Below are 26,502 nucleotides of genomic sequence, written 5' to 3'. Positions count from 1 at the left end.
GAGCGGTCGGCTGCGCCGGCCCCACCGTGTCCGTGACACGAGGTCGAACCCATGGAGGACGCAGCGATGGAACATCGGTTGATCAGCGCCATCGAGACAGCGCTCGGGTGGAGCGGAGTGGAGGAGCTGGGCGAGGGCTTCGTACGCGGGAGCCTGGGTGACCCCGCACTCGTTTCCCGCGTCATGACTCCGAACCGCCTGCTCGACATCGCGATGCGCAGGAGCCTGAGCCGCCCGCAGTTCCGGTGCTTTCAAAAGGGCGAGGAGGTCCATCCGGCCATCTACTACACCGACAGCGTCAGTCCCAGGGGACAGAGTATCCCCATGGTCAACATGCGCAGCCTGGGCCGGGTCTTGCGGGAGGGCGCGACGCTCATCCTGGACCAGGTCAACGTCTTCGACCCGACGATGGAGGTGGCGTGCCGGGCCTTGCAGTGGTGGTCCCACGAACGGGTCCAGGTCAACGCGTACCTGACGACGAACGACGCCGCCGGCTTCCCCCTGCACTGGGACGACCACGATGTGGTGATCGTCCAGGTCGCGGGTGAGAAGGAGTGGGAGGTGCGCGCGCCCTCCCGCACGGCCCCGATGTATCGGGACTCGGACCCCAACAACACCCCGAGCAGTGAGATCATCTGGTCCGGCGTCATGCGGACCGGCGATGTCATGCACATCCCCCGAGGCCACTGGCATCAGGCGACACGGACGGGCAGTGGCTCCGGCAAGAGCCTTCACGTCACCTTCGGCATCACCAAGCGCACGGGAGCGAGCTGGCTCGCCTGGCTGGCCGACTGGTGCCGCGAGCGCGAGATCTTCCGCCACGACCTCGACCGCCGGCACGGAAGGGGCGGTGAAGCCCTGACTGCGGCGGCCGCCCAGCTCGTCGGCGAACGCTCTCCGACGGACTTCCTGACCGCGTACGAGCAGGAGACGACGCTGCCTCGACATGTGCCGTACCTCGACATACTCGGGCCGCTCGACGCCGTGGTGTGCACTACCCACTTCCCTCCCCGGATCCAGGAGTGCGGGGAGACCGTCGATGTCGTGGCCTCGGGGAAGAAGCTCACCCTCGCGACAAAGGCCCTGCCCGCACTACGTCTGCTGCTGAGCGGCAGGCCGGTGGAGTTGGAACGTGCTGCGGCCGTCGTCGGGGCGGAAGTGACGGAGGTCGCCGAGATCCTGGTGAAGGAGGAGCTGTGCGCGGTGCTGACCCCCGAGTTGTCCTCGGGCTACACCGGTCTCGTCACGAACGCCGTCTCCTGACCGGAGCGCTGGACCTCGGCGTCATTGCGCTCGACACCAGCACCAATTACCTCGGCTTCAGCTCGCATCGGGTCCTGGCGCGGACGGCCGGTGACCTGCTGCCCAAGTTCACGATCTCCACGAAGGTCGGCTACTTCCTGGGGCCGGATGGGGTGGAACACTCCCTGGACCCCGTACGACTGCGCGCGGCTGTGGAACAGGCGGCCGAGGACCTCGGACGGGAGCCGGACCTGGTGTTCCTGCACAACCCGGAACACTCGCTCCGCGAAGCCGCGTCTCACCACCGGGACGTACTGGCACAGGCATGCACCGCGCTCGATGACGCGACAACGGAGGGTCTGTGCGCCGCATGGGGCGTGGCGTCCTGGGACCCGTCACCGGTGCTCAGCCTGATCGATGCGACCGCACCGAGGCCATCGGTCCTCATGGTCCGCGCCGGCCTGCTCGTCGGAGGCAGAACGCTGGATGCAGCGGAGGCCCTCATTCAGGCATGGGACCTCGGCGACGGTGATGTGTGGGGGATGAGCCCCTTCGGAGGCAGCACCGGCGCCCCGGTGTGGGCCAGGATCGACCCACGCGTCTTCCTACGAGACCGCAGCAGGCTCTCCCGCGTGCAGGCAGCCTTCAGGGCCGCCTACCACTTGCCGAAGGTCGACTCCATCGCCGTGGGCACCGATGAACCCACCCATCTGGGCGAACTCGTCGGCGCCTTGGTCGGCGAAGTCGAGGAGCGGACCATCCAGGAGTACCGGACTCTCCTTCGAGACCGCCTGCGCGATCAGCCCGCCTGAAGCTCCTTGACGACCTGCTCCGCCATGCGCCGCGCCGGCTTCAGCCGAGGGTCTTCCGGGTGCGCGTACGGCCCGAGGATCTTCGAGCAGACGAACAGCGTCATCAGCTTGCCGTCCCGGCTCTCGAAGTCGGACCGACGCTCGTGCCGTACACGATCGGCCAGAACCGGGACGGCAAGGGAACTTGCCCACAGCGAAGCGGAGTCCAACCCCAGGGGTGCGATCCCCCAGTCCTCCCAGTCGAAGAGGCTGAACGTCGGCGCGGTCACATTGGCCCAGTTCAGATCCGCGTGGGCAGGCACCCACCGCTCGACTGTCGTATCGAATCCGTCAGAGAAGACGCTGCGGATGGACTTGGTGACGAGCGCCTGGGTGATGGTGACGGTGTCGGGCGTGGCGACGCGTTTCGTGTTCTGGGCTGCGAGGGCGTCCAACGAGGCGTTCAGCCCTTGCCACCATTCAGCCGGCAATACCGGGGCTTCGCTGAGCACGGCGGTTCCGACCGGCGTTCCAGGCAGAAGCCCGGTCTCGTCGGCCCGCCACATGACGGGCTCCTCCGCGTCCTGCCAGACCATGCACCCGAGCCATGCGGGCTGCGCAATGCCTTCAAGGCGAGCGGCGCACTCCGTGCCGTTCCACCCCTGGACCCCGATGCTGTCGATCGCCCGTCTCTCGACACGCACCCAGGTGTCGCGGTCCGTTCGCGCTCCGACGGTGCGGCGCTTACGCACCATCGTGTCGCGATCCAGGACAGTCCGAAGCGACCGCTCCACATGGTCGAGCACTTGATCAACCGAGTCGACCCGTAGGTCGACGGATCGAGCTGATGCCGAGAGCGTCATGAGGGTGACCGTAGCAGCGGGACTCATCCAAAGGCTCTGCTCGCTGAGAACGGGTGTCGTATCCAGGATGGTCTCACTGCAGCAGGTGATCCGTCTTGCCAACGGCGGAGACGTGTGATGGGAACCCCGAGCCAGTCGGCCCGAGCTCCATGCTCTCGGGCCTCGTCTGAGAGACACTCACCAGCGAAGACGACTCCACTGATCACGCGAGAGTTCAGTCTTCGAACGTCCCATTTCGCAGTGCCCACGAGAACGCGTGCCAGGCCGGGCCCCGGACAGTGACGACGGGTCCGCTGCCGCTCTTCGAGTCACGTACGAGCACGCCAGAGGAAACGAACGCCGCCTCCACGCACTCAGTCGCGTTGCCACCGCTGTACGACGACTTGAACCATCTGGGCTCGGAGGCGGGCTGGGGGCCGGTGGACATTCACAGCTCCTTGAGGGCGCGATGGATCATGGCGGAGGATGCCTCCATGTCCAACGCTTGAGCCTGGAGGTACTCGAACGCAAGTCTGTATCGGTTCAGTTCCTCGTCCTTCTCCAGGAACAGGGAGCCTGTGTGGAAATCGACGTACACCACATCGAGGGCCGGCTCGGGGCCGCCGATGATGACGAAGCTCCCCAGCGCGGCGGCGTGGGCTCCCTTGGAGAACGGCAGCACCTGGAGAGTGATGTGAGGGGAGTCGTTCGCGTCGAGCAGGCGCGCGAGCTGTTCCTTCATGGTCTGGGGTGACCCGACGACGCGGCGGATGACGGACTCGTCGAGGATTGCCCACAGTCGCGGTGGCTTCGGGCGGGTGAGGATCTCCTGCCGCTTCATACGGATGTCGACCAGGCGCTCGATCTCCGTTTGGTCCAGGGGCACTTCGTTGGCCTTCTGCAGTGCCGTGCTGTAGGCACGCGTTTGCAGGAGACCGGGGACGTAGACGCAGGAGAAGTGACTCTCGCGTACTGCTTCGTCCTCAAGGGTGAGCAGCAGGTTCATGCTCTCGGGAATGGAGTCTGCGAAGGAGTTCCACCAGCCTTGTTGCTTGGCATCCTTCGCCAGGCCTACAACGGTCTTCCGCTCGGCATCAGTTGCTTCGTACGCGCGACACAGCGCCTCAACGACGATCCACTTGACTGGTCCCGCCTGGGTTTCGTAGCGGCTGACCGTCGCCTTGGAGACGCCGACGAGTCGTCCGGCCTCTTCGAGGGTCAACCCCTTGCGAGCACGCAGCTTGCGCATCACGGCGCCTAGTTGGCGGCGACGCGTTGTGGTCCGCTCGGACATCTGACTCCTTCAGCGTGCGCCGGGGTGATAGCCCGGAAATCCTCATCAGGCTAGGCAGCGGCGAACCAGGCGCACCATCGGTTTCACCCGATCGATTCTCATGAGAAGTTACATGGCAAGACTTCTCTTGTGCCATGCTCGACTCCAGACCGCTACGCACTGCAGCCGTTCAGATACGGCGGGCGCAGGCATGTGTGTGGCCTGGGAGGGAGGACTGGGCATGCCCGTCTCCGGAACGACCGATCCCCGACTCCGTTGCGTCCTGCCCTTCGAGGCCGTCCCGGGAGAGGTAGTGCTCTTGAGAAGAGCTGCCGCAAGGCAACTGGTCAGGTGGGGAATGCCGGTAGCTGTCGACGAAGCCGAAGTCATCGTCACGGAGCTAGCGACCAATGTCGTCAAGCATGTAGGGGAGGGCGCCTTGGCGACATTGGTGCTGGAGTGGAGGGGTGACCGGCTACGGCTGGAGGTCCACGACAGGAGCCCTGCCCTCCCGTCCCCCAGGACCGCGGAGTGTTACGAGGAGTGTGGCCGAGGCCTGCACCTCGTGGCAGGACTGGCCATTGACTGGGGTGCGGTTCTCACCGCCATCGGCAAGGCGGTTTGGTGCGAAATGCCGCTCAGCGCGAGGAGGGGCTGCCGACGGATCCAGCGAGCCGTGGAGGTGCTGGAGAGCTACCAGAGCGTCGGGAACCATGCGAGCCGGCAAGGTCGGACCCGGGATGCCGGCCTGGAGGAGTCGGCAGTCGAGCTGATCGCTGACTTGCTCCACTGGACCGCTGCACGCGGGCACGACCCGGACGACATCCTCGACCGTGCCCAGATGCACTACGAGGCCGAAGCGGATGCGGCCTGACAAGTAGGTGCGGCGCCGACGTGCTACCCAAGCGCGGCTCGCAGTATGGCGCCGGCATCATCTGTCGCCCCTTCCTTGTGCAGTTCCAGTGCCACTGCCATAACGTCCTCTTTCTCCTGGTCCCGCCCGTAGACGTGGATCAGGTCGTCGGCCAGCCGGCCTCGCTCACGCTGCCTCAGCTCCACCACGACCTGCGCGGTCTCAGCCGGGGTGAGTAGCTCTGTCGTGCTCTGCCGGAGCAAGGTGAACGCGAGGTCCTCCCGTCCGTCGCTGTCCAGCTCCCCGGCCTGTGCCACCAGCTGCCGTGCCGCCGACACGTCTTTCATGCTCTGCTGCCGGTCCCCTGGCCGACGGGGGACCGGCAGCAGAGTCCTGGTTGCCTGTGCCGCCGCCAGACGCTCTCGCAGGCCGGCTTCATTGGCCAGCATTTCAGCTTGCTCGGCTTTCATGTCCGTCACCGCTGCCCGCAGTCTTGCGGCTTCTCTCTTGGCTGACCGCAACCGCATGGCGTCCTGTTTCCGCTGCCGCCGACAGGTTTCCTGCTCTCGCTGGTGCGCCATGCATGCCGGGCACGGGGCGTTGAGCTGCTGGGTGAGCGAATCGATTCGTCCGCCCAGCTCCGGGCAGTGCTCGCAGCCTCGCCGCTCCCCTGCGGCGCTGGCGTGGAGGGCCAGCAGCGCTTCGCGGGTGAAGCCGACGTTCTGACCGCTGGCGGCTGCGTCAGCGCAAGCCTCCTTGTACAGACGCTCGACGAAATCCCGGCCCGGAACCCTGAGGCGGTTCAGGTACCGCGACAACATATCCGCGGTGCAGCCCAACCGTTTTGCCGCCTCTGCCTGTGTAGGTAGGCCTTCTCCTGATTTATCCGGGTCTTCCGGTTTCAACAGACGGCACAACGCCCGAAGAGCGAACGCAAGTTGTCGCTTCCTGGGGGGTACGTCGTCTGCGAACCCCTTCGCGGGGGCCAGCCAGCCAAGTCTGCCAGTGCTGCTTCCGGCTGATGACATGCGATTACCCCTCCCTGGACTACTCAGGCAGGGTGAGGCCAGCTGCCCCAAGCTCTGCCTGTGACTGGGCAATTGTGCCTCAGGGTGGTGTCGCTACTCCTGTAATTCCCGGCTTTCTTCGAGGTGCCGGACTTGCTTTTCGTGAGCAAGTCCGGCACCTCGGGATTGCTTTACTCGAGCAAGCCGTGAAGGGCTGGACGTCTGCCCGTGTTGTGGTGTCAGCTGGACGAGCCGCTGAGGAGCGGGGGGAACGCGGAGTCCATGTGCCGTGTACTGTCAGTCGCAGTTGCTGCACTCTCCGAAATAAAAAGCGTGTCATTGGCGCGAGTTCGCGGAGGCGTTAGTGGAAGCAATGCCGTCCTTTCAGGACAAGAAGCTCGGAAGCATGGCGCGGGCCGCGCTGTGGCTGGCCACCGTGGTGGGGGAGGGGAACATCTTCACCAAGGCTCAGCTGCGCGAGGCGATTCCGGACGTCGCGCAGATCGACCGCAGGCAGCGGGATCTGCGTGACCACGGCTGGCGCTTCGACACGAGCCGGGACGACCCCTCCCTGCGCCAGCAGGAGCAGCGGTTCGTGGCCAGGGGTGCCGAAGTCTGGATCCCCGGCAAGTCGAAGGCGCCGAAGCACAAGGTCGGCCTGACCGCCGCCCAGCGTGCCAAGGTACTCCAGGACGACAACCACCTGTGCCGGTCCTGCGGGATTGGTGCCGGCGAAGCGTACGGCGACGACGGCGGTGTTGAGCTTTCCAAGCTCAATGTCTCCCGGCGTAAGGTGCTCCACTCCGACGGTACCGCTGAACATCAGCTCGTCACCGAATGCAAGAGGTGTGGGACCGGTGGAGGGGCTGACCGTGAGGTTGACCTCGGGGCTCTGCTGGAGCTTGTGGAGAACCTCTCCTCGATGGAGCTGCGCCTCTTCGCGAAGTGGATCGACGCCGATCAGCGCTCGTTCAGCCCCATCGAGAAGATCTGGGGCATCTACCGGACGCTGCCCCAGGAATCTCGCGCTGCGGTGGCGCAGGCCATCGACGACATGGCCGACTGATCCAAGACCGGCAACGGAAGCTGACAGGACCGGCGACAGAAGGGACGGGGAAGACATGGTGCGGGAGTTTCCGCCGCCGCCGCGGGCGGGGCAGTTCAGTGAGCTGATCAAGAAGAGGCTGGAAGAGGTAAGGGCTACCGGAGGCACCCGGGAGACGGTCACGGTCGACTGGAACGGGCAGCAGATCCACGTCGATGTGATCGACCTCCCTTTGAACGACCTCTACCTCAACCCCGGTACGCACCGGATCCGCGCCCAGCGCTCCCACAAGCCGGACCAGGACCGGAATCTGGACAAGGACCCGTTCGGGGAGGCTGGCCAGGACTACCTGCGCAGCCTGCTTCAGGCGAAGCCCTCTGACCCGGAGCTGCGAGACCCCGACTTCGACAAGCTGAAGGAGGATCTGGATAAGTTCGGCCAGAACGAACCGGGGCTGGTCACCCATCACGGCGTACTGGTGAACGGGAACACGCGCGCCGTTGCCCTGCGGGAGCTGCGCAAGAAGTCGATGAGGGTGGGCGTACTCCCCTCGTCGTTCACCCGGGACGACATTGACGCTGTAGAGCTGGCGCTCCAGCTCCGCCAGGACCAGCGGCGTGACTACTCGTACATCAACCGGCTGCTCGCCATGGAGGAGCAGGCGGCGCTGGGCCGGACGCCCGAGCAGATTGCCAAGGAGTTCCGGATCCGGACGGCGACGTACCACCAGGAGCGGTGGATCCTCAGCACCATCAAGGAGTTGAACGACCGCAGCGCGAGCGGTGGGGGCGTCGCGCTGAGGCTGGTTGACTGGGAGGGAGCGCAGGAGCGCCTCAAGGAACTCCAGCGGCTCTACATGAAGTTGGAGAACCTGGACCGGGACCAGGCCGAAATCCTGAAGGAGCGGCGTCTGGCGGCGATCCTGCTGAACTTCTCGAAGACGGACGTGCGGCACATCGACGAGACCTTCCTGACCGAGGGGTATCTGGAGAAGGAGCTGCCGACGGAGCTGGCGGACAACGGGACGGCCGCCCAGCCCGAGTCGGTGTCCATCCCGGGGCTGGGCCTGGAAGTGCCGGCCGCCTCGTCGGCCGTATCGGCGGCCCGTGCGTTGAATGACCGTATCCTCCGGGCGGCGGCTGCCGTCCGGAGTACTACTCCGGGGCTGCCCGACAGCGAAAAGGCCTCGGCTCAGGTGCTGCTCGATCAGGCCAGGGACGCCTTCGACCGGGCGATCGAAAACTCGGGCCGCGACGCCAGGCTCCGCAAGCGCAAGCAGCTCGCGCCGGCCCGGCTCGCGGACGCGTGCGTCAACATCGACCAGTGCGTCATCGAGCTGGTTCAGGCCCGTACTTCGAACAGCCTGGATGAGGAGGCCTTCGACGAGGCCGTACTCAAGCTCCGGGGGAGTCTGCTCAAGCTTGCCCAGCAGGCTGGGCGCGGGATCCCGAACCCCGGCGACGGCGTCTCCTGGCTCCTGGCGGCCGTCGCTGCGGAGGGCACCCGGTGACGGAGACGTCCCTGCACCTGGGATTCGACGATTCGCGAACCCGTGTGGTCCTCCGGATCACCGACCGGTACCGGCAGGACCTCGTCCAGCTGGCCGCCCGGTTCCGTACCGGCGGCCAGCTTGGCCCACTGGCAGCCTCGATCGCGCTCGATGACCTCCTAGCCAACTTGACCTTCCTCAGCAGCTGGCCGGACCCTGCGGGTGTCGTGTGGGCTCCGGAACTGCTGGACCTCGTGTCCGGTGTGGTCAAGGACGCCAGACTGGTCGAGGAGCGACTGGCCGGCTCTGGCGCACCTCCGGAGGTCGCCACTGGCGATGTGCTGAGCATGCTGGGAGACACCTGGAAGGAAGATCTCAATGCCTTTCAGCGCCGGGACGTCGCCAAGCTGCTCTCGCTCGGGCACGGCGCGAACTTCAGCGTGCCTGGCGCTGGTAAGACCCGCGTGGCGCTCGCCGTGTACGCCGCGCAGCGGGCTAAGGGCGCCGCCAGCAGGTTGCTAGTCGTCTGCCCCAAGTCCGCCTACGAGTCCTGGCGTTATGAAACCGCCGTCTGCTTCAGCTACCCGCTGCGCACCCATGTACTGGACGGCTCCCTGGACGAGTGGGCCGAGGTTCTCATCGTCAACTACGAGCGGCTGGACCGCTCGCTGTCCCTGCTCGCGAACTGGCTGAAGTCCGCCCCCTCAATGATCATCCTCGACGAGGCCCACCGCATGAAGCTCGGCGCGCGCGGTACGTACGGTGCCGCGTGCATGGCGCTGGGCCCGCTCGCAAAACGTCGGCTGATCCTTACCGGAACGCCGGCCCCGAACGGCTCCAAGGACCTGGAGAACCTCCTGGGCTTCGTTTGGCCGGGCCACGGCCAGCGCACGGTCACGCGGGCGGTGGCCGGCGGCGACCTCGCCTACGCAAGCACGGTCCTGCGTCCCTTGTTCACCCGAACGACCAAGCAGGAGCTCGGCCTGCCGCCGATGACCCTGCGGATGCGCTACGTCGATATGCCGGACCTGCACGCCGAGATCTACAGCTCTCTGGTGGGCGGCATGACCAACGGCACGGCGCGGGACGACCTGAGCGCGCTCGGCAAGACGGCGTTGCGTCTGCTGATGGCGGCGACCAGTCCGGCACTGCTGCTGGAGGGCGCCACTAAGTATGAGCCGCTGGCTTACCAACTGCCCCCGCTCCCGATCCCGGCTGGAAGCTCGCTGTATTCGCTGATGCAGAACCTTCCGGACTACGAGCTGTCCCCCAAGTACAAGGAAGCGCTGGCGATCGTCGCCGAGAACGCCGCGCAGGGCCGCAAAACGCTTGTCTGGACGACCTTCGTACGCAGCCTGACGACCTTGGAACGGATGCTGGAGAAGTACAGCCCGGCTGTCGTGTACGGAGGTACGCCTGACAGGGAGGAGCAGCTGCGCCGCTTCCGTGAAGACCCCAGCTGCATGGTGCTGGTCTCCAACCCGGCGACTCTGGGCGAAGGGATCAGCCTCCACCACGTGTGTCACGACGCCGTGTATGTAGACCGGGACTTCATGGCCGGCCGATACCTCCAGAGCCTTGACCGTATCCACCGGCTCGGTCTAGCACCGGACACGGAAACAAGGGTCACCGTGATCGCCGCGAGCAAAACGATCGATGAGGTGGTCAAGGTGCGCATGGACCAGAAACTTGAGTTCATGGGGAAGATCCTTGACGACCCCACGGTCCAGCAACTAGCTGACCTGGAGGAGGAGCCATCCGTGGCGGCCGGACTCGCGCCGGGGGACATTGAGGCGCTGCTGCGGCACATGGGCGGTGCGTAGTGCGGGCACCACCCCCTCGGCTCGTGGGATCACGGGATCGCGCCAAGCCGATCGGCTGATCGGCTTGGCTTCCGCTGCTCATGAGTCCGATCGGCCAGGCCCCGCTGTGAGTGGGGCGGAGAAGAACCCTCGACGCCAGCCGCCTCAAGCGTGCGCGGCCTGAATCGCTTGCCGAAACTCTGGTGAGTGAGATCACAGGGATGCCGAAGTGTTCGATGACTTCAGCCCTGCCCCCCTGGATGGCCAGGGCTGAGACAGTGGGAGACTCGTGGGTGTCGAGTGCTCAAGAGCCTGCACGTGATCACGGCCTCTGGGACACTTGGGATCAGTTTTGAGTCACTCCTGGAAGGAACACTATGAGCGCCAGCGGTCGTGAGCGTCCGCAGTTCACCCGGCCACTGACCTCGGTGGAGATCTGTGCCGGTGCGGGCGGCCAAGCCGTTGGGTTGCATAACGCGGGGTTTGACCACTTGGCTCTCGTGGAGTGGGATCCACATGCGGTGGACACCCTGCGGGCGAATGTTGGTGACTGGCCTGGGTGGAGTGAAGAGCGGGCTAAGGAGCTCAGGTCCATGGACGTGCGGGAGTTCCTTAAGCCTGGCGGGATTGAAAATCCCGGGATTGAAAGAAAGAAACTGAATCTTCTGGCAGGTGGTGTGCCGTGCCCGCCCTTCTCGCTGGCAGGTAAGCGGCTGGGGAAGGATGACGAACGTGATCTTTTTCCGGATGCTCTGAGGATCATCGACGAGCTCATGCCAGAGGCGGTCATGATTGAAAATGTCCGGGGGATTCTTGAGCCTCCGGAGGTTTTCATCGACTATCGCAGAGATATCTTGGGTGAACTTCGGGACCTCGGTTATGCGGTACCGGAAATCAAGAAGAGCTGGTCGGCTGAGCAGCAAGACCGTGCCATGCGGAAGGTTTGGCGCCGGATCGATGCAAGCAACTTCGGTGTCCCTCAGTTGCGCCCCCGGGCTATCCTGGTTGTAATTCGTGAAGATGTGCTTAACGATTCCGGCATCGAATTCGTATGGCCGTCCAGGGTTAAAGGTAAGCAGGCAACGGTAGTCGGAGAGCTTGCTGTCAGCATGGAAGCGCGCTGCCGGAAGTACTGGACGAAAAACAAGAATGGTGAGCGCGCAAAACCGGGGGAGCGCACCGGGAAAGACGTTTACCAGGACTGGCTGGATAAGGCTTCCAAGGCTGCCGAGTTGGGCAGGGGTATCGCTCCGACCCTGGTTGGAGGGTCGAAAAAGCACGGTGGTGCAGACCTCGGGCCGACCAGGGCCAAGCGGGCTTGGGAGGCTCTGGGGGTCGATGGCATGGGCCTTGCCAACGACCCCGAGAAGTGCGATCCGGAACGGGACCTCTTCCGTCCTGCGGGGCCCATGCTCACTGTGGAGCAGGCCGCACTGATCCAGGGGTTTCCGCCGGACTGGAAATTCCAAGGAAGGAAGACCGCACAGTACCGGCAGGTGGGGAATGCCTTTCCGCCTCTTGTTGCCGAAGCAGTGGGTCGAGCAATTGCTGCGGTTCTGCGGTCGGAGTGCCGTGATGAGCTTCTCCGTGATTACGAACTGGACAGTAGGGACTCTGTCGTAGACCTTCCGCAACAGGAACAGATGGCCTTGCCGGTATCAGGTAGGGCGTCTGAGAGCAGCGCGCCGTCGGTTCACTACCGCAGCGATCTTGTCCGCGCAGGCGTCTGATGGCTCGTGCTCCCAGAAGCGGAGCACCAGCCAGCCCGCCTCGTTGAGGCGCCGGTCGGTGTCGCGGTCTCGTGCGACGTTTCGCAACACCTTTTCTGACCAGTAACCGGAATTAGTCCTCGGCGGAATGTAATGTTCGGGGCATCCGTGCCAGTAGCAGCCGTCGACGAATACGGCGACCTTCACGGGACGGAATACCATGTCTGCCGTCCGGCGCAGGTCAGGCAACGGGCGTGCGCAGACCCGGTATCGCAGGCCACGGGCATGGATGAGTCTGCGGATCAGCTGTTCGGGCTTTGTGTCGCGGCTCCGGATCGCCTGCATGTTGCGGCGGCGAGCCGCGGACGAGGCCCACGAACCGGCTGGTGCTTCCCACTGCGTTTCTTCGGACACATCTAGAGCCTAGAGGCCGGCATACCGCCGCAGCGCGTGGAAGGCAGGCCTGGGTGCTTGCCGACCTCCCACGCGAGACTTACTCAGGACGCAGCGTACGGAATCGTGGCCTCGTCCTCGTATCGCGAGTTCTTGGCGCGGAAGCGGACCAAGCGACGGTCCCCGCTCGTGGCCGAGGTCGGCGGGATCAAGGTGAATGCCATGACGATCTTCGCGGGGTCGGCCGCGCCGTTCCGGACGACCGCGTGGACGTCACTGTGGCTGTCTCCTTCTACGACGGGGTAGAGGAGCACCACACCTGTTGTAGGGCTAATGGCGGGCCCGCCGTCAGCAGGCGCGACCGGCGTCGAGGAGGCTGTGTCGATCAGGCGTTGCGCCGCGGTGCGGTGCTCGACACTGGCAATGCGGCCGAAGGAGGTCTTGCCAGTCTGCCGGCTTCGCCGGACCAGAGACAGCGGCAGGGAACCGAGAATGCTGGCCTCGACACGCGTGCTCGCTGCCAAGCGGGGCGAGATGAGAAGCCAGTCGTCCACCTTGGCCAGCGTGCCGTCCAGTTGGCTGAGGTAGGTCAGGTGGGGCGCGAAGTGCCCGGATCGCTCCCATTCAAGTTGGGACAGCACGCCGACAAGTCCGCTGTGAGAGACGGTGCCGGTCAGTGCCTCAAAGGTCCGGGTGAGAGAACTGGAGTCATCCGGCGGATTGCTGAACGAAACCGGTTCTGGCGTGAATGCGTCGAGCAGAGGTCGCCAGCGTTCCGTGTTCTGCTTGAGTACCGCGTTGCTCAGGGGATACGAAGCAGGCTCGATGGGACGGCCGGGCGACCGGACCTCGACCAGCTCGGCGTTGAACATCTTGTTGCGCGCCGATGGCCTGATCCAGGGCAGGTGCTGCGCCACCAACGGAGGCACCTGCGTAGGTGTGATCTGCGGCTTGCCGTCGACCACAACGGCGTACTGTTCCAGCTGCTCACGGAACGTTTCCTCATCGCGGCAGATGGCTTCGTATGCCTCATGCAGGTCGGCGTACTTGTCGCGCCCGAAGGGCTCCTCCCTGCCGATGTAGAGGCGCACCAAGTCCCGGTAGCCGGGCCGGAAGCCAAACCAGCGACCCATCTGCATCAGGGTGTCCGCCTGCTGGGTGGTACGCCGGTAGTAGGTGACAGTGAGGCCTTCCACCGTGAAGCCGCGAGACAGCTTCGTGCCGCCGACGAGGATCTTCCAGACGTTCGCGGTCCCGTCGAAGTCGAGATCCAGCTGGTCGAAATAGCGGTCCGAGTCTCCGTTCACGACGATGACGGGCTGGCCTCCTGATCCGATGCGCTGACGTGCTGCGTTCACGTACGGGCGCAGCTCCTCGTACGTGGCAGGAGCCGGGAGGTCTGAGGCGCGCGCCTCGCTCACGGGAGCGAAGTCGGATGCCCACAATGCCGCGAGGCGTTCGTGTCCGGCTGACGAGCTGTAGCCGGCCTCATGCCACATGGAATTGATGCGCAGCGCCAGATCTGCGTGATCATCCTTGCGCACGGACTGATGGACGAGCATCGTGTGGTGCCGGAACGGCCCGTCGGGCACACCATGGTCGGCCCGGTACAGCTTCAGTGCGCCGGACAGTACGAAGGCATCCATGGCCTCCTGGAGACGGTCACCCGTGGAATCGTATATGCCTCGTATATGCGCCTTCTCCTGGGAGTTAGCGTACGTGCGCTCCTCTTGCGGTATGCCGGAATCCAGGTCGTGAAATTCCTGGGCGCCCATGTACCCGGCAGGGCGCGGAAGAGAGATCAGGAAGTCGCTGGGGAAGAGGTCTTCGTCGTCGCCAGGGTCGATGAAGACGTTGGCGAACGGGGTAGCCGTGTAACCCACGTACTGTGCGCGCGGCAGAAGCTGGAGGAGTTGGGAGAGGAGCCCGTTGATGGCCGTCCGCTCAGTGCTTCCCTGCTCCCACTTCTTCGGGTCCAGAGTGTTAACGGAGGCTTGGTCGGACTCGTCATCGATGATCAGGGCGGGCAGTTCTCCGAGCAGTCCGTGAATCTGCTTGAGGTCCTTCACCAGCTTCGTCAGCACCGACTTGTTCTTCTTCACCACGAGGACGCGGGCGGCCGTGTGATGGAGGTTCGCCGGATCATGCAGCGGACGTGTGGGTTCGCGCTTTTCGAACTCGAGCGCCCGGATGCCCTGTGCCAGGCTCTTGTAGTCGTTGTCGCGGGTTGTCAGCCGCTCGATGTCGAACGCACCCAGTGCCGAAGGACGTCCCCCGTGCCGGACGAATGTGGGCCAGTCCTCGTCGTCGCCTACGTAGTCGATGCCTACGAGCGAGTCGAGGTCCGTGATATCGGCACCGCGCAGAATGTTCTCCTGCCCGATCAGCTCCATGTCGAGTCGGCGCTGGGTCTGGCGGCGCAGCAGGTTAAGCGTGCCGCCGAGCACGATGACCAAGCGGTATCCAGCATCAATCGCCTTGGCGGCGACGCCGGTGAAGTTCGCCGTCTTGCCCGACTGGACATACCCGACGACCAGACCCTTGGCCTGACGGGCCGCCGACTGCTCCGGGTCCGTCAAACGTTCGACAACGGCACGGCTCGCCTCGTCCAAGCTCGCGATGGCGGGTTCGGACCAGCCCTTGGCCCGGAGCTTCTGCTCATACGACGTCCAGTAGAAGGACCGGGCGGCCGCTCGCTCAGGCGCGTACCAAGGAGTGAACTCACGAGTGATCACAGTCGGGCCCGGTATTTTTGCCACAGGCACCAAGTTGTCCAGGGCCTTGCGCAGATCGCTGCCGAAGCGGAGACGGTCGTACACGGCTGCACGCCGGTCGTCGGTACGGGCCGGGATGCCGAGTGCCCAGCGGGGCTCCTCGGTGAAGTCCCAGGTAGTGAGATGGCGGCTCCACAGAGCCGTGAGCGCCTCGTCGCCGCCTGCGAGATGGGTGTGGAAGAGTTCCTCGCTCAGGTCCGCGTCCGGGTAGTCCTCGTCGGCAGCAAGCGCCGCCCATCGCGCGAAGTGCTTTGGGACGCTCCCCATGCCCGCCAGTGCGGAGGTGTGAATCTCAAGGAGTGCGCTTGCTGGGGTCTCGCTCATGTGAAGTCCTCGGTCAAGGATCAGTGGTGAACTGGGAGTAGCTGCGCTGCGTCAGGAGAGCGCTTGCGCACGCCGCGCGCGCTGCGCTTCCGCCGACGCCAGGAGGATGGTGTTCCAGTAGTCCACCCGGTCCTGGCGGCCACGCTCCCAGCGTCCAAGCCCGAAGCAGTCCTCAAGGAGCAGGTACAGCAAGGTCTTTGTGACGGGTGCGTCATTTGCGCCGCCCCGCCGTCCGTCATTGAAGTCCTCGCGGTAGCTCCTGTTCAGGATGACAGCGTTGTGTTCGCGGTCCAGGGTGAAGAACTGGTCAGGGGGAAGCGCATCCCACGTGAAGCTGATGGGCTCTTCGCCATGCTTCTCGGGCAGCTCCTCCTTGACCACTCGCTTGATCTTCGGGTCGATGCCCTTGCCGGGAGGAGTCACCGGCTTGCGGACGATTTCGCTGCGTCTTGAGCCATCCCTGTAGGCCGTCTCCGCGTCAGAAAGGTACGCGTGGAAGGTGTGCCCCGCAAAGTCGGTCGCCTTCTCCACGCCAAGCGTGAATGCGGGGGTGACGGTGACGCGTTCCTTCTTCACGTCGAGGCTCAGGACGTTGTTGTCGGCAGTAGGGAGATCGACCACGACCCGTGCGAGAACGAGGTGCCCCTCGGGGTTGCGCAGGCCGTTCCATCCGCCGGCCTGTACCAGGCGGTCGTTCCTGTAGAAGTAGAAACCCTGTCTCTCAGTGAGCGCGCCGATCTGCCGGAAGCCCGCCAGCTTGGACTTGGCTGGCCAGATGTGGGCAGTCAGCCGCACGTCCCCAAGGCCTTCTACGGGGGCCGTGAACTCGCGTGGGTAGCCGGCTTTGCCAGGCACCTTGTAGCCGAAGGGATCGAGGGCCTCCACGGCGATGTGGTCCACCTCCTCGCCGAGGCCGTCCTCTCCGCTGGTCACGTCCCATACGGCGATGTCGAGCTTGAGGCCGCGTTGCAGATAGCGGTGAAGGTAGAGGCCGAGATGGGTCTCGAGGCGGGATATCGCCTTGGACAGGAACTGGTCGCTCTGGCCCCGAGCGACTGTTTCGAAGGCGCGAACGCCGTCCCACCGCACGATGGTGCCGTGCCATTCGATGATTCCGTCATAACGGTCCACGAGATCCTGCGCATAGCGCGGATCGACCGTGTCGCAGCGGAAGCTGTCTTCTATGCCCTCAGCCGTGAGGCGGCGTCCTGCCGCACGGCTTCGCTTCGTGCGGCTGACGACGGTTAGTGAGGACGCGTGGGACAGTGAAGCGGCCTTCAGCCCCGTGCCGTACATGCCAAGGGCGTTTTCGCCGTAGGCACGGCGGCGCCCTACGGTCATCGCCGAGTCCAAGCCTTCTTCATCCATACCTGTGCCGTTGTCGATGATCAGGAGGGTGAGGATGCGGCCGGCATCACGCAGGAAGTGCACGACGATCGTGTCGGCGCCCGCGTCGATGGAGTTGTCGATGAGGTCCGCAACGGCGACCTCGAAGCCGTAGCCCTGATTGGTCAGAGCCCTGCCGTAACCCGCATCTGGCGGCAGGTGTGTGCTGCCGGTTGTCGGGACGTCGTACTGCCACTCGGCGCCGGGCTTGTAGGCCATGTTTCCTCAGGATGCACAGGTCAGGGCATGCTCCGTAACTAGCAGCCCCTTACAACGGTTCCGATGTGACGATACTGCAAAGGTTGGACATAGGGGGAGGTGAATGCCGAAGCAGGGCGATAAGTCCCTTATCAGATAGGGGGCTTCGGCATGCCAATCTCGTCGGGTCCCCAGACCGCCCTTGTGCCCGGCTGCACGAGCACGGCAAGGGTGGTCCCGGGAAGGCGGTATGCGGTGCCCCTTGGCGGTTGGGCTCGCGGTTACGATCCGTGGCACCTCTCGTAAGGCTGGGCGGACTTACACCAACACTCCACCCCCCTCTGCGGCGGCCAAGCCACAGCCCGTCCCCGCGCCGCCAGTGTCGTCGCGTACTGCGGGAGCAGGGTCACGTCTGCCGGGGATGAGCCCTCCGAGGCCGCGAAGGCCTCGTAGGAGGGGACCGTGCCGGTGACGATGCCGAGGTTGGGGGTGCCGGAGGAGGAGAGTTCGCGCAGCGAGGACTCTATGGTCGCGAGGTGTTCCTCGTGGGAGGGGTATTCCGTGGAGAGGGTCGGGTACGCCGAGAGGAGTTCGGCCAGTTCGGGGGCCGGCCAGTGGAGGACGGCGACGGGGAAGGGGCGGGAGAGGGCTTCGCGGTAGGCGCCGAGTTCGGCGCGGAGGCGGGAGATCTCGGCCTGCAGTTCCGCCGGGTTGTTCGAGCCGAGGGACCAGACGCGCTTGGGGTCGTGGAGTTCGTCCAGGGATACGGGGGACGTGTGGAGGGAGTCCGCCAGGGTGTCCCAGTCGTCGTGGGGCAGGCCCAGCATGCGGCGGACGCGGTGGCGGCCGTAGAGGAGGGGGTGGGTGGGGTACGGGGCTTCCGTTGCGTCCGTCAGCAGCAGCCTCGCCGCCTGAGTGAACGTCTCCGCCGCTGCTTCCAGCTCGTCGTGGGCCTCCAGGGACTCCGCGACGATCACCCAGGGGGCCGGGTCGCGGGGGGCCGCGGTGCGGATGCCGTCGATGATGGCTCGCGCTTCGGCCTCGTGGTCGTACTCCCAGAGATTCGAGGCCTTCAGGGCGCGGACGAGGTGGGGGTGCTCCAGCGCGGCGGGGTCGGACAGCAGGCGGTCGTAGAGCGCGGTCGCGGCGGGGCGGTCGCCGGAGAGTTCCAGGTGGGCGGCGGCGCGCAGCAGGAGGGCCTCGGCGTCCTCCGGATACAGGCCGGCGGTCCGCTCCAGGCGTGCCGCTTCGGCGGTGTGGTCGACGTTCTCGGCAGGCGTGTCGGGGCGCATGGGGGACACGGTACTGCCGACCAGTGACGGAGGTGGAGTACGTGCTGGTCATCGGTGGTCGTCGGTTCGGCCGCCGGGGCGGAAAGAGGGTCGCTGTCGCGATCGGCCTTTTGTGTATGGCCAGTTGAAGCCCGCGCCCTTATCGTGCGGGCGGCTTCTGGAGAGGCGGGTGTACGGATGATGCGGGTCGTGCGGCACCGTGATCGGCGGAGGCGGGCCAGGTGGCGGCGCGGGGTGTGGGGCGGGGGTGAGGTGCTCGTCACCGTTGGTGTGGTGGTGATGCTGCTCGTCGTGCATCAGCTGTGGTGGACGAACCGGGAGGCTCGGCGGGGCGCCGAGCGGAAGGTGGAGGCGCTGGAGGAGGAGTGGGGGGAGGGAAAGGGCGGGGGTGGGGGTGGATCTGTAGGTGGGGATGCGGCGCCTTCCGGTTCCGTTTCGTCGCCGTCTGCGGGGTCCGCCGCTCCCGAGCGGGCGCGGGGGCAGTCGTCGTACGGCTCTCGCTCTGTTGTCATCGGGTCCGGTCCGCCTCGGTTCTCCCAGGCCTACGCCATCCTCACCATCCCCCGGTTGCACCTCCGTGTCCCGGTTGCCGAGGGTGTGAGCAAGGCGGACGTGCTCAACAAGGGGTACGTCGGGCATTACCCCGGGACGCAGCAGCCCGGCCAGGCGGGGAACTTCGCGGTGGCCGGGCATCGGAACACGCATGGTGAGCCGTTCCGGTATCTGCCGAGGCTGCGCCGCGAGGACACCGTCCAGGTGGAGACGAAGGGGGCGGTGTACACGTATGCGGTCGACAAGATCCTGCCGCACACGTCCGCCCGGGATTCGGGGGTGGTGCGACCGGTACCGCGCTCGGTCGTCAGGGCGGGCTACGGGTACGACGAGCCGGGGTACTACATCACCCTGACCACCTGTACGCCGGAGTTCACCTCGCGGTACCGGATGGTGGTGTGGGGGAAGTTGGTGTCGATGCGGCCCAGGGGGTAGTTCCCGGCCCCCGGCCAGGGAGGGGGTAGCCCCCGGCCCCCGGCCAGAGGGGTGCCTGTCGTTTCGCCCGGGCCGGCTCAGCCCCGCTCCCGCAGCAGGCCTACGGCCGCCGCTCCGAGCACGGCCAGTCCCGCCGACACCACCATCGCGACGTCCGCCCCGCGGGCCAGGCCGCCGCCGGACGACGTGACGAGGGCGATCGTGAGGGCCACGCCCGCGCAGGAGCCGATGTAGCGGAAGGTCTGCTGGGCGCCGGAGCCCATTGCGGCGCGGGCGGGCGGGACGGATTCCACTGCCACGAGGGGGAGTGCGGCGTTGAGGAGGCCGCTGCCCACGCCTCCGATGACGAGGCCGGGCAGGAGCCGGGTCCAGGAGTCCGCGCCGATCGAGCCCAGCATGGTCAGCGTGCCCGCGGCGTGGAGGAGGAAGCCCAGGGCCAGTTGCCATCGGGGGCTGACCCGGCCGGCCAGGCGCTTCGCCTGGAGGGCCACCGTGAAGGACAGGCCGGACCAGAGGAGGAGCAGCCAGGCCGTGTTGATCGCCGACATGTGCCGGGCCTGCTGCAGCAGGGGGGAGAGGTAGCTGAAGAAGCCGATCACCGTCAGGCCGGTGAAGAGGCCGCCGGCCGAGGAGGCCAGGAAGCGGGGGTGGCGGAGGAGGGAGAGGTCGATCATGGGGGTGCGGGAGCGGTGTTCGACGAGTGTGAACAGGGTCAACAGGACCACGGTGGCCGCCAGCAGCAGGCCCACCGGTGCCCGTAGCCAGCCGTCCCGGCCCAGGGTGAGCGCCGCGACCAGGGCCACCAGCGCCGCGCCGAACGTCAGCGCGCCGAGGATGTCGGGGCGTCCGCCCCGAGGCGCCTTCGACTCCCGCAGGGCCCGGACACCCAGGGCCGCCAGCAGCAGTGCCGCCGCGCCCAGGACGCCGTACGCCACCCGCCAGGACGGCATCGCGCCGGCGACCAGCGGGCCCGCCGCGATGCCGCCGCTCACGAACGCGCCCCACACGCCGGTCGCGTGCAGCCGGCCGCGCGGGGAGGGGAACGCCGCCACGATCAGGCCCAGACTGCTCGCCAGGATCGCCGCGCTCGCCGCGCCCTGCGCGATGCGGGCGAGGGTGAAGAGCCAGGTCGAGGTGGTCAGGCCGCCGAGGGCCGTGGTCACGCCGAGGGCCAGCGTGCCGGCGAGGAAGACGCGGCGGCGGCCGTAGTCGTCGGCCAGGCTGCCGGCGACCAGCAGCAGGGCGGCCAGGCCCAGCGGGGTGCCGTTCAGCAGCCAGGCCTGGGCGGAGAGCGGGGTGTGCAGGGCGGCGGCAGTGTCCGGGAGCGTGACCATCGGGGCGGTGTACGTCATCAAGGTCACGGCCGTCACCGCGCTGGTCAGGGCCAGGGTGGCGCGGGGATGGCCTGCGGGGGCGGGGGCGGAGGAGGCCGGTGCGGCCTTGGCGGTCGCGGTGGCCTGCTGCGCGGAGAGGGTTCGTTCACTGAACTTGGTCATGCCTCGTACCGTACACCTGTCGGTTCGTTCATTGAACTGATAGCCGGAAAATGGTTACAGTGGACGGCATGGCACTGGGTAAGGACTACGTGACGCAGGAATGCTCGGTCGCCCGCGCGCTCGAGGTCGTCGGCGAGCGGTGGACGCTCCTGATCGTCCGCGACGCGCTCTACGGCGTCCGGCGCTACAACGACTTCCTCGTCCACCTCGGCATCCCACGCGCCGTCCTGTCCGCCCGGCTGAAGACGCTCACCGAGGAGGGGATCCTCGTGAAGCGCCGGTACCAGGAGTCGCCGCCGCGTGACGAGTACGTCGTCACCGAGCGCGGCATCGCGCTGTGGCCGGTGCTGCGGGCCCTCGGGCGGTGGAGCCGCGACAACATCGAGGAGGCCCATCTGCGGTTCTTTCAGCACGCGGACTGCGGTACTGAGATCGGCTCGCACGGCGAATGTCCCGCGTGCGGAACCTTCGTGGCGGCTCCGGACGTTGTCATGGTGCCGGGCCCGGGACTCGATCCCGACCCAGCGGATCCGGTCAGCAGGGCGCTGCTCAAGCCGAAGAGGCTCCTGGAGCCCCTGGAGATCGATCAGGTATAACCGAGAGACAGAAGCAGCGCGGCCGAAGTGCGGGAGAAGCACAGGTCAGCGGGATGGGGGGTGAGTCGTGGTGCGTAGTCGTGTCGGCGTCGCGCGTCCCGTCGCCCTGATGCTCGTCCTGGTGAACCTGCTCCTGCTCCAGGCCGTGCTCCTCGACACCGGCAGCCTCTCCACCACCGTCGCGCTCGCCGCGACCGCCGCCGCAGGGTCCGCGCTCACCGTCTGTTCGCTCGTCATCTCCCGCTGCGCACCCGCCGTCCCGCCCACCCGCGTCCGTACGGCGATACGCGACCGGGCCAGACGTACGGCCTTCCTGCCCCAGCGCGATCCCGACGCCTCCGGACGCCCCCGGCCCCGGGCACCCGGACACGCCCTCGCGACGACCTGCGCGTAGGGCATCCCGACCGATCTCCGCTCCCTCACGTGAGCACGTGAGCGCGTGATCGCGTGATCACGTGGCCCCCGCGCGGGTCGTCATGCCGCCATGCCATCTCCGGTCCGGCCCTCCCCGGTCCAGGCATCTCCTGGATCCGGCCATCCGGTCGCACCGGCACGCACGACGACACACCCCGTCACGGAGGGTCCACCCTTGTCCGTCTTCGCCCACCTGGTCGAGCAGCTCGCCGACCTGCTCACGCCGCTGTTCCACGCGTCCGCCGCGGCCGCCGCGATCGTCTTGTTCACCGCGCTCGTACGACTGCTCGTGCATCCCCTGTCCCGGGCCGCCGCCCGCGGTCAGCGGGCCCGGACCGCACTGCAGCCGAAGATCGCCGAGCTGCGCAAGAAGCACGCCAAGGATCCCGAGCGGCTGCAGAAGGCGGTGCTGGAGTTGCACACCGAGGAAAAGGTCTCGCCGCTCTCCGGCTGCCTGCCCAGCCTGCTCCAACTGCCCGCGTTCTTCCTCCTCTACCACCTCTTCTCCAACACCTCGATCGGCGGCGAGGCCAACGAGCTGCTCACGCACTCGCTGTTCGCCGCGCCGCTCGGCGGCCGCTGGACCGACGCCCTCGCCGGCGAGGGAATGTTCGGGGCCGCCGGGCTCGTCTACCTCGGCCTCTTCGTCCTTGTCGCGGCCGTCGCCACCTTCAACTTCCTGCGCACCAAGCGGATGATGGCCGCGAACCCGGTCACCCTCGGGGCCGGTGACGGGGAGGGGCAAGGGCAGGGGCAGGGGCAGCTGCCGGGGCTCGGCGCGGTCAACAAGGTCATGCCGTTCATGTCCTTCTTCACGCTCGTCACCGTCGCGGTGGTGCCGCTCGCGGCCGCCCTCTATGTCGTCACCAGCACGGCGTGGAGTGCGGTGGAGCGGGCCGTGCTGTACCGCTGAGCGGCTTCCCGGAGGCCCCGGGTGCCCGGATCGTCCAGGGGTGCCCGGGTTACGGTCCAGTACGTGAACATGGTCTTGCGGAGTGGACCGTGCCCTTGGAGGATCGGCCAAGTCCTCCGGTGGCCGCACCCATCGGCCGGGGCGCCCCCGCGATCGAGGGAGATTGTGACCATGAAGCTGCTGCGAGTCGGTACGGCCGGTGCGGAGCGCCCCGCGCTGCTCGACGCCGAGGGGACCCTGCGGGACCTGTCGGGCCTCGTGGACGACATCGACGGCGCGCTGCTCGCCGACGGCGCCGCGCTCGGCCGGGTACGGGCGGCGGCCGAGGCCGGCGAACTGCCCGCGCTGGACGCGGCGGGCCTCAGGATCGGGCCCCCGCTCGGCCGGATCGGCAAGATCGTGTGCATCGGGCTCAACTACCACGACCACGCCCGCGAGACCGGGGCCGAGCCGCCCGCCGAGCCGGTCGTCTTCTTCAAAGCGCCGGACACGGTCGTCGGGCCCCACGACACCGTGCTCGTGCCGCGCGGCTCGGTGAAGACCGACTGGGAGGTCGAGCTGGCCGTCGTCATCGGACGTACGGCCCGCTACCTGGAGTCGGCCGAGGAGGCGCTCGCGCATGTCGCCGGGTACACGGTGGCGCACGACGTGTCCGAGCGGGAGTTCCAGATCGAGCGGGGCGGGACCTGGGACAAGGGCAAGAACTGCGAGACGTTCAACCCGCTGGGACCCTGGCTGGTGACCGCCGACGAGATCGCCGACCCGCAGGCTCTGCCGCTCAGGCTGTGGGTCAACGGGGAGCTGAAGCAGGACGGGAGCACCGCCGACCAGATCTTCCCGGTGGCCGAAGTGGTCCGCTACGTCAGCCAGTTCATGACCCTGTACCCCGGTGACGTCATCAACACCGGTACGCCGGCCGGGGTCGCCATGGGACAGCCCGAGCCGAAGCCGTACCTGCGGGCCGGGGATGTGGTGGAGCTGGAGATCGAGGGGCTGGGGCGGCAGCGGCAGGAGCTGAAGTCTGCCTGAGCGGTGAAGAGCGCCTAAAGGGTGGGGAGCTGCCCCGCGCCCCGTGGGTGGGACCGCTTACCGCAGTACGGAAGCGAGCTTCCTCCAGGTTTCGCGGGGCAGGTCGTCGCGGGTGCCGCCGTCGACCACTTGGAGGGCCACGTGGTCCGCGCCCGCGTCGTGGAAGGCGTTGATGCGGTCCCGGATCCGGTCCTCGTCGCCCCAGGCGTACAGCGCGTCGACCAGGCGGTCGCTGCCGCCGGCGGCGAGGTCGTCCTCGGTGTAGCCGAGCCGCAGGAGGCTGTTGGTGTAGTTGGGGAGCGTGAGGTACATGGCGAAGTGGTCGCGGGCCAGGGAGCGGGCGCGGGCCGGGTCGCTCTCCCAGACGACCCCGAACTCCGGGGCCAGCAGCGGCTCTTCGCCCAGGATCTCGCGGGCCCGGGCGGTGTGCTCCGGTGTGACGAGGTAGGGGATCGCGCCGGCCGCCCGGTCCCGGGACAGTTCCAGGGTCTTCGGGCCGAGGGCCGCGAGCACCCGGCGCTCGGCCGGGACACCGGCCGCGTCCAGCGCGTCCAGGTAGGCGACCAGCGCCGAGTACGGGCGGCGGTACTGGTCCGCGAGCTTGGCGTGGCTCACGCCGAGGCCGAGCAGGAAGCGGCCGGGGTGGGCCGCGTCCACCTCGGCGAAGGCGGCGGCGCTCGTGTCGGCCTCGTACTGCCAGATGCTCTGGATGCTCGTGCCGACGGTCAGCCGGGACGTCGCTTCGAGGAGCGGGGCGGCGTGCCGGGCGGCGCTGCTGCCGCCCAGCCAGGCGGCTCCGAACCCGAGCTGTTCCAGTTCCGCGGCGGCCTCGGCGATGTCGCCGCGCCGAGCCGGGTCCTCCGAGCGGAGCCCCACGCTCCAGACGCCGTACCGGCCGATGCTCTCCTTGACGGAGCGGGCGTCCTTGACGGAGTGTGCGCTGGTCATCGCGTTCCTTCCCTCCGGTGGGTGTCGTGCCATGATCGTTCGGCACATCGGTCCCAACCGGAGGGAGCCGCGCGGTAATCCCGCGGACGGGCTACTCGCCCAGGAACTGCTCCAGCGCCTCCACCACGAACTTGTGGTCCTGCAGCTGGGGCAGGCCGGAGACGGTCACCGCGCCGATGACGCCCACGTTCTCGACGTTGATCGGGAACGAACCGCCGTGCGCCGCGTAGGTGTCCGGGTCGAGGCGGGAGGACTCCTCGAAGGTCGTGCCCTTGGCGCGGAAGCGGGCGCCGACCAGGTAGGAGGCGGCGCCGTACCGCTCCACCACGCGGCGCTTGCGGGCGATCCAGGCGTCGTTGTCCGGGGTGGAGCCGGGCAGGGCCGCGTGGAAGAGCTGCTGGCCGGCGCGGTGGATGTCGATGGCGACGGGGGCCTGGCGCTCCAGGGCCAGCTCGACCAGGAGGGAGCCGAGGGCCCAGGCGTCGTCGTACGTGAACTGCCGGAAGACCAGGCGGCGTTCCTGTGCCTCCAGCTCCTCCACACTCGGGGTGATCTCGGGGGCGAACTTCGGGGTGATCTGCGGGTGGTGCATCAGAGGGTCACCGTCACCTTGTCGTGGGCGGAGCGCCGGGCCGCTTCCAGTACGTCGAGTGCGGCGGCCGCCTCGTGGGCGGTCACCGGATTGGGGCCGGCGCCGGTCAGGGCCGCGGCCACGGCCGCGTAGTAGGCGGGGTAGTCGCCGGGGAGGGTCGGTACGGGGCGGCCGCCGCCCGTCAGCGGAGACTCGCCGGAGCCGATCCGGCCCCACAGGGACTCGGGCTCGACACCCCAGGCGGGGCCCGGTCGCAGGCCTTCCCTGAGGGCGGCCTCCTGCGGGTCGAGGCCGTACTTCACATAGCCCGCCTGCGAGCCGAGGACCCGGAAGCGCGGGCCGAGCTGGGCCGTGGTGGCGGAGACGTAGAGGTGGGAGCGGACGCCGTTCGCGTGGGTGAGGGCGATGAAGGTGTCGTCGTCCGTCTCGGCGCCGGGGCGGCGGATGTCCGTCTCGGCGTACACCTCGGTGACCGGGCCGAACAGGACCAGGGCCTGGTCGACGACATGGCTGCCGAGGTCGTAGAGCAGACCCCCGATCTCCGCCGGGTCGCCGGACTCGCGCCAGCCGCCCTTCGGCTGCGGGCGCCAGCGCTCGAAGCGGGACTCGAAGCGCCAGACGTCGCCCAGTTCGCCCTTGTCCTGCAGGGCGCGCAGGGTCAGGAAGTCGTTGTCCCAGCGGCGGTTCTGGAAGACCGACAGCAGCAGGCCCCGCTCCTCGGCGAGGGCGGCCAGCTCGCGTGCCTCGGCCGCGGTACCGGCGACCGGCTTGTCGACCACGACCGGCAGACCCGCCTTCAGCGCGGCGGTGGCGAGCGGGACGTGCGTCTTGTTCGGGGACGCGATGACGATCAGGTTCAGCTCGTCGGCGCGGCCGAACAGCTCCTCGGCGGTGCCGGCGACGCGGACGTCCGGGTGCTCGGCGCGGGCCTGCTCCTGCCGCTCGGGGCTCGAGGTGACCACCGTGTCCAGGGCCAGGCCCTCGGTCGCGGCGATCAGCGGGGCGTGGAAGACGGAGCCTGCGAGGCCGTAGCCGACCAGGCCGACGCGGAGGGGGGTACCAGTCATGCGTCCTACTTTCGCAACGCTGTTGCCAAAGTGCAAGCGG

General features: G+C 67.3%; 24 protein-coding genes and 1 pseudogene. 12 read left to right on the top strand and 13 right to left on the bottom strand.

Annotated features, from left to right (window positions below):
- Positions 1 to 66: 66 nt before the first annotated feature.
- Both ABZ865_RS27930 and ABZ865_RS27925 read left to right on the top strand, forming a co-directional pair.
- Positions 67 to 1,263 carry a cupin domain-containing protein gene (locus tag ABZ865_RS27930; protein ID WP_361235950.1) on the top strand — a complete coding sequence of 399 codons (1,197 nt, stop codon included), beginning with the start codon at positions 67 to 69 and terminating at the stop codon, positions 1,261 to 1,263.
- Positions 1,197 to 2,054 (top strand): aldo/keto reductase, encoded by an 858-nt coding sequence (locus ABZ865_RS27925; protein WP_361235947.1) that lies wholly within the window; start codon positions 1,197 to 1,199, stop codon positions 2,052 to 2,054. The genes ABZ865_RS27930 and ABZ865_RS27925 overlap by 67 nt, the downstream gene beginning before the upstream one ends.
- Here the strand turns inward: ABZ865_RS27925 and ABZ865_RS27920 are convergent.
- From ABZ865_RS27920 to ABZ865_RS27905, 4 genes and pseudogenes are all read right to left on the bottom strand, one after another.
- Complete coding sequence (locus ABZ865_RS27920) at positions 2,042 to 2,896, bottom strand: hypothetical protein (RefSeq protein WP_361235944.1); 855 nt, start codon at positions 2,894 to 2,896, stop codon at positions 2,042 to 2,044. The two genes, ABZ865_RS27925 and ABZ865_RS27920, sit on opposite strands and share 13 nt — an antisense overlap.
- Before the next feature lie 119 nt (positions 2,897 to 3,015).
- Positions 3,016 to 3,102: pseudogene (locus ABZ865_RS27915) on the bottom strand (haloacid dehalogenase); the annotation flags it as partial.
- An 8-nt stretch (positions 3,103 to 3,110) separates the two neighbouring features.
- On the bottom strand, positions 3,111 to 3,323 hold the full coding sequence (locus ABZ865_RS27910; RefSeq protein WP_361235941.1) for a DUF397 domain-containing protein: 213 nt from the start codon (positions 3,321 to 3,323) through the stop codon (positions 3,111 to 3,113).
- A complete protein-coding gene (locus ABZ865_RS27905; RefSeq protein ID WP_361235938.1) occupies positions 3,324 to 4,169 on the bottom strand; it encodes a helix-turn-helix transcriptional regulator in 846 nt (281 codons plus the stop codon).
- 220 nt (positions 4,170 to 4,389) lie between these two features.
- Here ABZ865_RS27905 and ABZ865_RS27900 point away from each other — a divergent pair, with 220 nt between their 5' ends.
- Positions 4,390 to 5,022 carry an ATP-binding protein gene (locus ABZ865_RS27900; protein ID WP_361235935.1) on the top strand — a complete coding sequence of 211 codons (633 nt, stop codon included), beginning with the start codon at positions 4,390 to 4,392 and terminating at the stop codon, positions 5,020 to 5,022.
- Between the two features lie 23 nt (positions 5,023 to 5,045).
- Here the strand turns inward: ABZ865_RS27900 and ABZ865_RS27895 are convergent, their stop codons facing one another.
- Positions 5,046 to 5,906: a helix-turn-helix transcriptional regulator gene (locus tag ABZ865_RS27895; protein WP_361235932.1), complete on the bottom strand. Its 861-nt coding sequence runs from the start codon at positions 5,904 to 5,906 to the stop codon at positions 5,046 to 5,048.
- 475 nt (positions 5,907 to 6,381) lie between these two features.
- Between ABZ865_RS27895 and ABZ865_RS27890 the strand changes: the two genes are divergently transcribed.
- From ABZ865_RS27890 to dcm, 4 genes are all read left to right on the top strand, one after another.
- Positions 6,382 to 7,074: a hypothetical protein gene (locus tag ABZ865_RS27890; RefSeq protein WP_361236365.1), complete on the top strand. Its 693-nt coding sequence runs from the start codon at positions 6,382 to 6,384 to the stop codon at positions 7,072 to 7,074.
- A gap of 55 nt (positions 7,075 to 7,129) precedes the next feature.
- Positions 7,130 to 8,563 carry a hypothetical protein gene (locus tag ABZ865_RS27885; protein ID WP_361235929.1) on the top strand — a complete coding sequence of 478 codons (1,434 nt, stop codon included), beginning with the start codon at positions 7,130 to 7,132 and terminating at the stop codon, positions 8,561 to 8,563.
- On the top strand, positions 8,560 to 10,365 hold the full coding sequence (locus ABZ865_RS27880) for a DEAD/DEAH box helicase (RefSeq protein ID WP_361235926.1): 1,806 nt from the start codon (positions 8,560 to 8,562) through the stop codon (positions 10,363 to 10,365). Before ABZ865_RS27885 ends, ABZ865_RS27880 begins: the two co-directional genes overlap by 4 nt.
- A gap of 356 nt (positions 10,366 to 10,721) precedes the next feature.
- Complete coding sequence (gene dcm, locus ABZ865_RS27875; protein WP_361235923.1) at positions 10,722 to 12,074, top strand: DNA (cytosine-5-)-methyltransferase; 1,353 nt, start codon at positions 10,722 to 10,724, stop codon at positions 12,072 to 12,074.
- Here dcm and ABZ865_RS27870 read toward each other — a convergent pair.
- The 4 genes from ABZ865_RS27870 to ABZ865_RS27855 form a co-directional block, all read right to left on the bottom strand.
- Positions 12,003 to 12,467 carry a very short patch repair endonuclease gene (locus ABZ865_RS27870; protein WP_361235920.1) on the bottom strand — a complete coding sequence of 155 codons (465 nt, stop codon included), beginning with the start codon at positions 12,465 to 12,467 and terminating at the stop codon, positions 12,003 to 12,005. The genes dcm and ABZ865_RS27870 overlap by 72 nt on opposite strands.
- A gap of 83 nt (positions 12,468 to 12,550) precedes the next feature.
- Positions 12,551 to 15,544, bottom strand: coding sequence for a Z1 domain-containing protein (locus tag ABZ865_RS27865; protein ID WP_361235918.1), 2,994 nt, complete (start codon positions 15,542 to 15,544; stop codon positions 12,551 to 12,553).
- 51 nt (positions 15,545 to 15,595) lie between these two features.
- Positions 15,596 to 17,149 carry an ATP-binding protein gene (locus tag ABZ865_RS27860; RefSeq protein ID WP_361235915.1) on the bottom strand — a complete coding sequence of 518 codons (1,554 nt, stop codon included), beginning with the start codon at positions 17,147 to 17,149 and terminating at the stop codon, positions 15,596 to 15,598.
- A gap of 260 nt (positions 17,150 to 17,409) precedes the next feature.
- A complete protein-coding gene (locus tag ABZ865_RS27855; RefSeq protein WP_361235912.1) occupies positions 17,410 to 18,420 on the bottom strand; it encodes a hypothetical protein in 1,011 nt (336 codons plus the stop codon).
- A 180-nt stretch (positions 18,421 to 18,600) separates the two neighbouring features.
- Between ABZ865_RS27855 and ABZ865_RS27850 the strand changes: the two genes are divergently transcribed.
- Positions 18,601 to 19,407, top strand: coding sequence for a class E sortase (locus ABZ865_RS27850; protein ID WP_361236362.1), 807 nt, complete (start codon positions 18,601 to 18,603; stop codon positions 19,405 to 19,407).
- Positions 19,408 to 19,484: 77 nt separating this feature from the next.
- Here ABZ865_RS27850 and ABZ865_RS27845 read toward each other — a convergent pair whose 3' ends face one another.
- Positions 19,485 to 20,903 (bottom strand): MFS transporter, encoded by a 1,419-nt coding sequence (locus ABZ865_RS27845; RefSeq protein ID WP_361235909.1) that lies wholly within the window; start codon positions 20,901 to 20,903, stop codon positions 19,485 to 19,487.
- 68 nt (positions 20,904 to 20,971) lie between these two features.
- Between ABZ865_RS27845 and ABZ865_RS27840 the strand changes: the two genes are divergently transcribed.
- From ABZ865_RS27840 to ABZ865_RS27825, 4 genes are all read left to right on the top strand, one after another.
- Complete coding sequence (locus ABZ865_RS27840) at positions 20,972 to 21,499, top strand: helix-turn-helix domain-containing protein (RefSeq protein ID WP_361235906.1); 528 nt, start codon at positions 20,972 to 20,974, stop codon at positions 21,497 to 21,499.
- Between the two features lie 109 nt (positions 21,500 to 21,608).
- Positions 21,609 to 21,893, top strand: a complete 285-nt coding sequence (locus tag ABZ865_RS27835; protein ID WP_361236360.1) for a DUF6412 domain-containing protein — start codon at positions 21,609 to 21,611, stop codon at positions 21,891 to 21,893.
- 195 nt (positions 21,894 to 22,088) lie between these two features.
- Positions 22,089 to 22,826 carry a YidC/Oxa1 family membrane protein insertase gene (locus ABZ865_RS27830; protein ID WP_361235903.1) on the top strand — a complete coding sequence of 246 codons (738 nt, stop codon included), beginning with the start codon at positions 22,089 to 22,091 and terminating at the stop codon, positions 22,824 to 22,826.
- Between the two features lie 171 nt (positions 22,827 to 22,997).
- Complete coding sequence (locus tag ABZ865_RS27825) at positions 22,998 to 23,855, top strand: fumarylacetoacetate hydrolase family protein (RefSeq protein WP_361235900.1); 858 nt, start codon at positions 22,998 to 23,000, stop codon at positions 23,853 to 23,855.
- Positions 23,856 to 23,912: 57 nt separating this feature from the next.
- Here ABZ865_RS27825 and ABZ865_RS27820 read toward each other — a convergent pair whose 3' ends face one another.
- From ABZ865_RS27820 to ABZ865_RS27810, 3 genes are all read right to left on the bottom strand, one after another.
- Positions 23,913 to 24,803, bottom strand: coding sequence for an LLM class F420-dependent oxidoreductase (locus tag ABZ865_RS27820; RefSeq protein WP_361235897.1), 891 nt, complete (start codon positions 24,801 to 24,803; stop codon positions 23,913 to 23,915).
- A gap of 91 nt (positions 24,804 to 24,894) precedes the next feature.
- On the bottom strand, positions 24,895 to 25,395 hold the full coding sequence (locus ABZ865_RS27815) for a heme-degrading domain-containing protein (protein WP_361235894.1): 501 nt from the start codon (positions 25,393 to 25,395) through the stop codon (positions 24,895 to 24,897).
- Positions 25,395 to 26,462, bottom strand: coding sequence for a Gfo/Idh/MocA family oxidoreductase (locus ABZ865_RS27810; protein ID WP_361235891.1), 1,068 nt, complete (start codon positions 26,460 to 26,462; stop codon positions 25,395 to 25,397). The genes ABZ865_RS27815 and ABZ865_RS27810 overlap by 1 nt, the downstream gene beginning before the upstream one ends.
- Between the last annotated feature and the right edge of the window lie 40 nt (positions 26,463 to 26,502).

It is taken from the genome of Streptomyces sp. NPDC047085 (assembly GCF_040643735.1).
Taxonomy (GTDB): domain Bacteria; phylum Actinomycetota; class Actinomycetes; order Streptomycetales; family Streptomycetaceae; genus Streptomyces.
The sequence above is the reverse complement of the archived record's forward strand: the minus strand, read 5'-3'. Positions and strand labels throughout refer to the sequence as shown.

What these genes read in the sequence shown, in the direction of transcription:
- ABZ865_RS27835 (WP_361236360.1), top strand. Translation starts at nt 21,609, where the DNA reads ATGCTCGTCCTGGTGAACCTGCTCCTGCTCCAGGCCGTGCTCCTCGAC.
- ABZ865_RS27825 (WP_361235900.1), top strand. Translation starts at nt 22,998, where the DNA reads ATGAAGCTGCTGCGAGTCGGTACGGCCGGTGCGGAGCGCCCCGCGCTG.
- ABZ865_RS27905 (WP_361235938.1), bottom strand. Translation starts at nt 4,169, where the DNA reads ATGTCCGAGCGGACCACAACGCGTCGCCGCCAACTAGGCGCCGTGATG.
- ABZ865_RS27890 (WP_361236365.1), top strand. Translation starts at nt 6,382, where the DNA reads ATGCCGTCCTTTCAGGACAAGAAGCTCGGAAGCATGGCGCGGGCCGCG.
- dcm (WP_361235923.1), top strand. Translation starts at nt 10,722, where the DNA reads ATGAGCGCCAGCGGTCGTGAGCGTCCGCAGTTCACCCGGCCACTGACC.
- ABZ865_RS27850 (WP_361236362.1), top strand. Translation starts at nt 18,601, where the DNA reads ATGCGGGTCGTGCGGCACCGTGATCGGCGGAGGCGGGCCAGGTGGCGG.
- ABZ865_RS27860 (WP_361235915.1), bottom strand. Translation starts at nt 17,149, where the DNA reads ATGGCCTACAAGCCCGGCGCCGAGTGGCAGTACGACGTCCCGACAACC.
- ABZ865_RS27810 (WP_361235891.1), bottom strand. Translation starts at nt 26,462, where the DNA reads ATGACTGGTACCCCCCTCCGCGTCGGCCTGGTCGGCTACGGCCTCGCA.
- ABZ865_RS27920 (WP_361235944.1), bottom strand. Translation starts at nt 2,896, where the DNA reads ATGACGCTCTCGGCATCAGCTCGATCCGTCGACCTACGGGTCGACTCG.
- ABZ865_RS27815 (WP_361235894.1), bottom strand. Translation starts at nt 25,395, where the DNA reads ATGCACCACCCGCAGATCACCCCGAAGTTCGCCCCCGAGATCACCCCG.
- ABZ865_RS27865 (WP_361235918.1), bottom strand. Translation starts at nt 15,544, where the DNA reads ATGAGCGAGACCCCAGCAAGCGCACTCCTTGAGATTCACACCTCCGCA.
- ABZ865_RS27910 (WP_361235941.1), bottom strand. Translation starts at nt 3,323, where the DNA reads ATGTCCACCGGCCCCCAGCCCGCCTCCGAGCCCAGATGGTTCAAGTCG.
- ABZ865_RS27820 (WP_361235897.1), bottom strand. Translation starts at nt 24,803, where the DNA reads ATGACCAGCGCACACTCCGTCAAGGACGCCCGCTCCGTCAAGGAGAGC.
- ABZ865_RS27900 (WP_361235935.1), top strand. Translation starts at nt 4,390, where the DNA reads ATGCCCGTCTCCGGAACGACCGATCCCCGACTCCGTTGCGTCCTGCCC.
- ABZ865_RS27845 (WP_361235909.1), bottom strand. Translation starts at nt 20,903, where the DNA reads ATGACCAAGTTCAGTGAACGAACCCTCTCCGCGCAGCAGGCCACCGCG.
- ABZ865_RS27930 (WP_361235950.1), top strand. Translation starts at nt 67, where the DNA reads ATGGAACATCGGTTGATCAGCGCCATCGAGACAGCGCTCGGGTGGAGC.
- ABZ865_RS27885 (WP_361235929.1), top strand. Translation starts at nt 7,130, where the DNA reads ATGGTGCGGGAGTTTCCGCCGCCGCCGCGGGCGGGGCAGTTCAGTGAG.
- ABZ865_RS27855 (WP_361235912.1), bottom strand. Translation starts at nt 18,420, where the DNA reads ATGCGCCCCGACACGCCTGCCGAGAACGTCGACCACACCGCCGAAGCG.
- ABZ865_RS27840 (WP_361235906.1), top strand. Translation starts at nt 20,972, where the DNA reads ATGGCACTGGGTAAGGACTACGTGACGCAGGAATGCTCGGTCGCCCGC.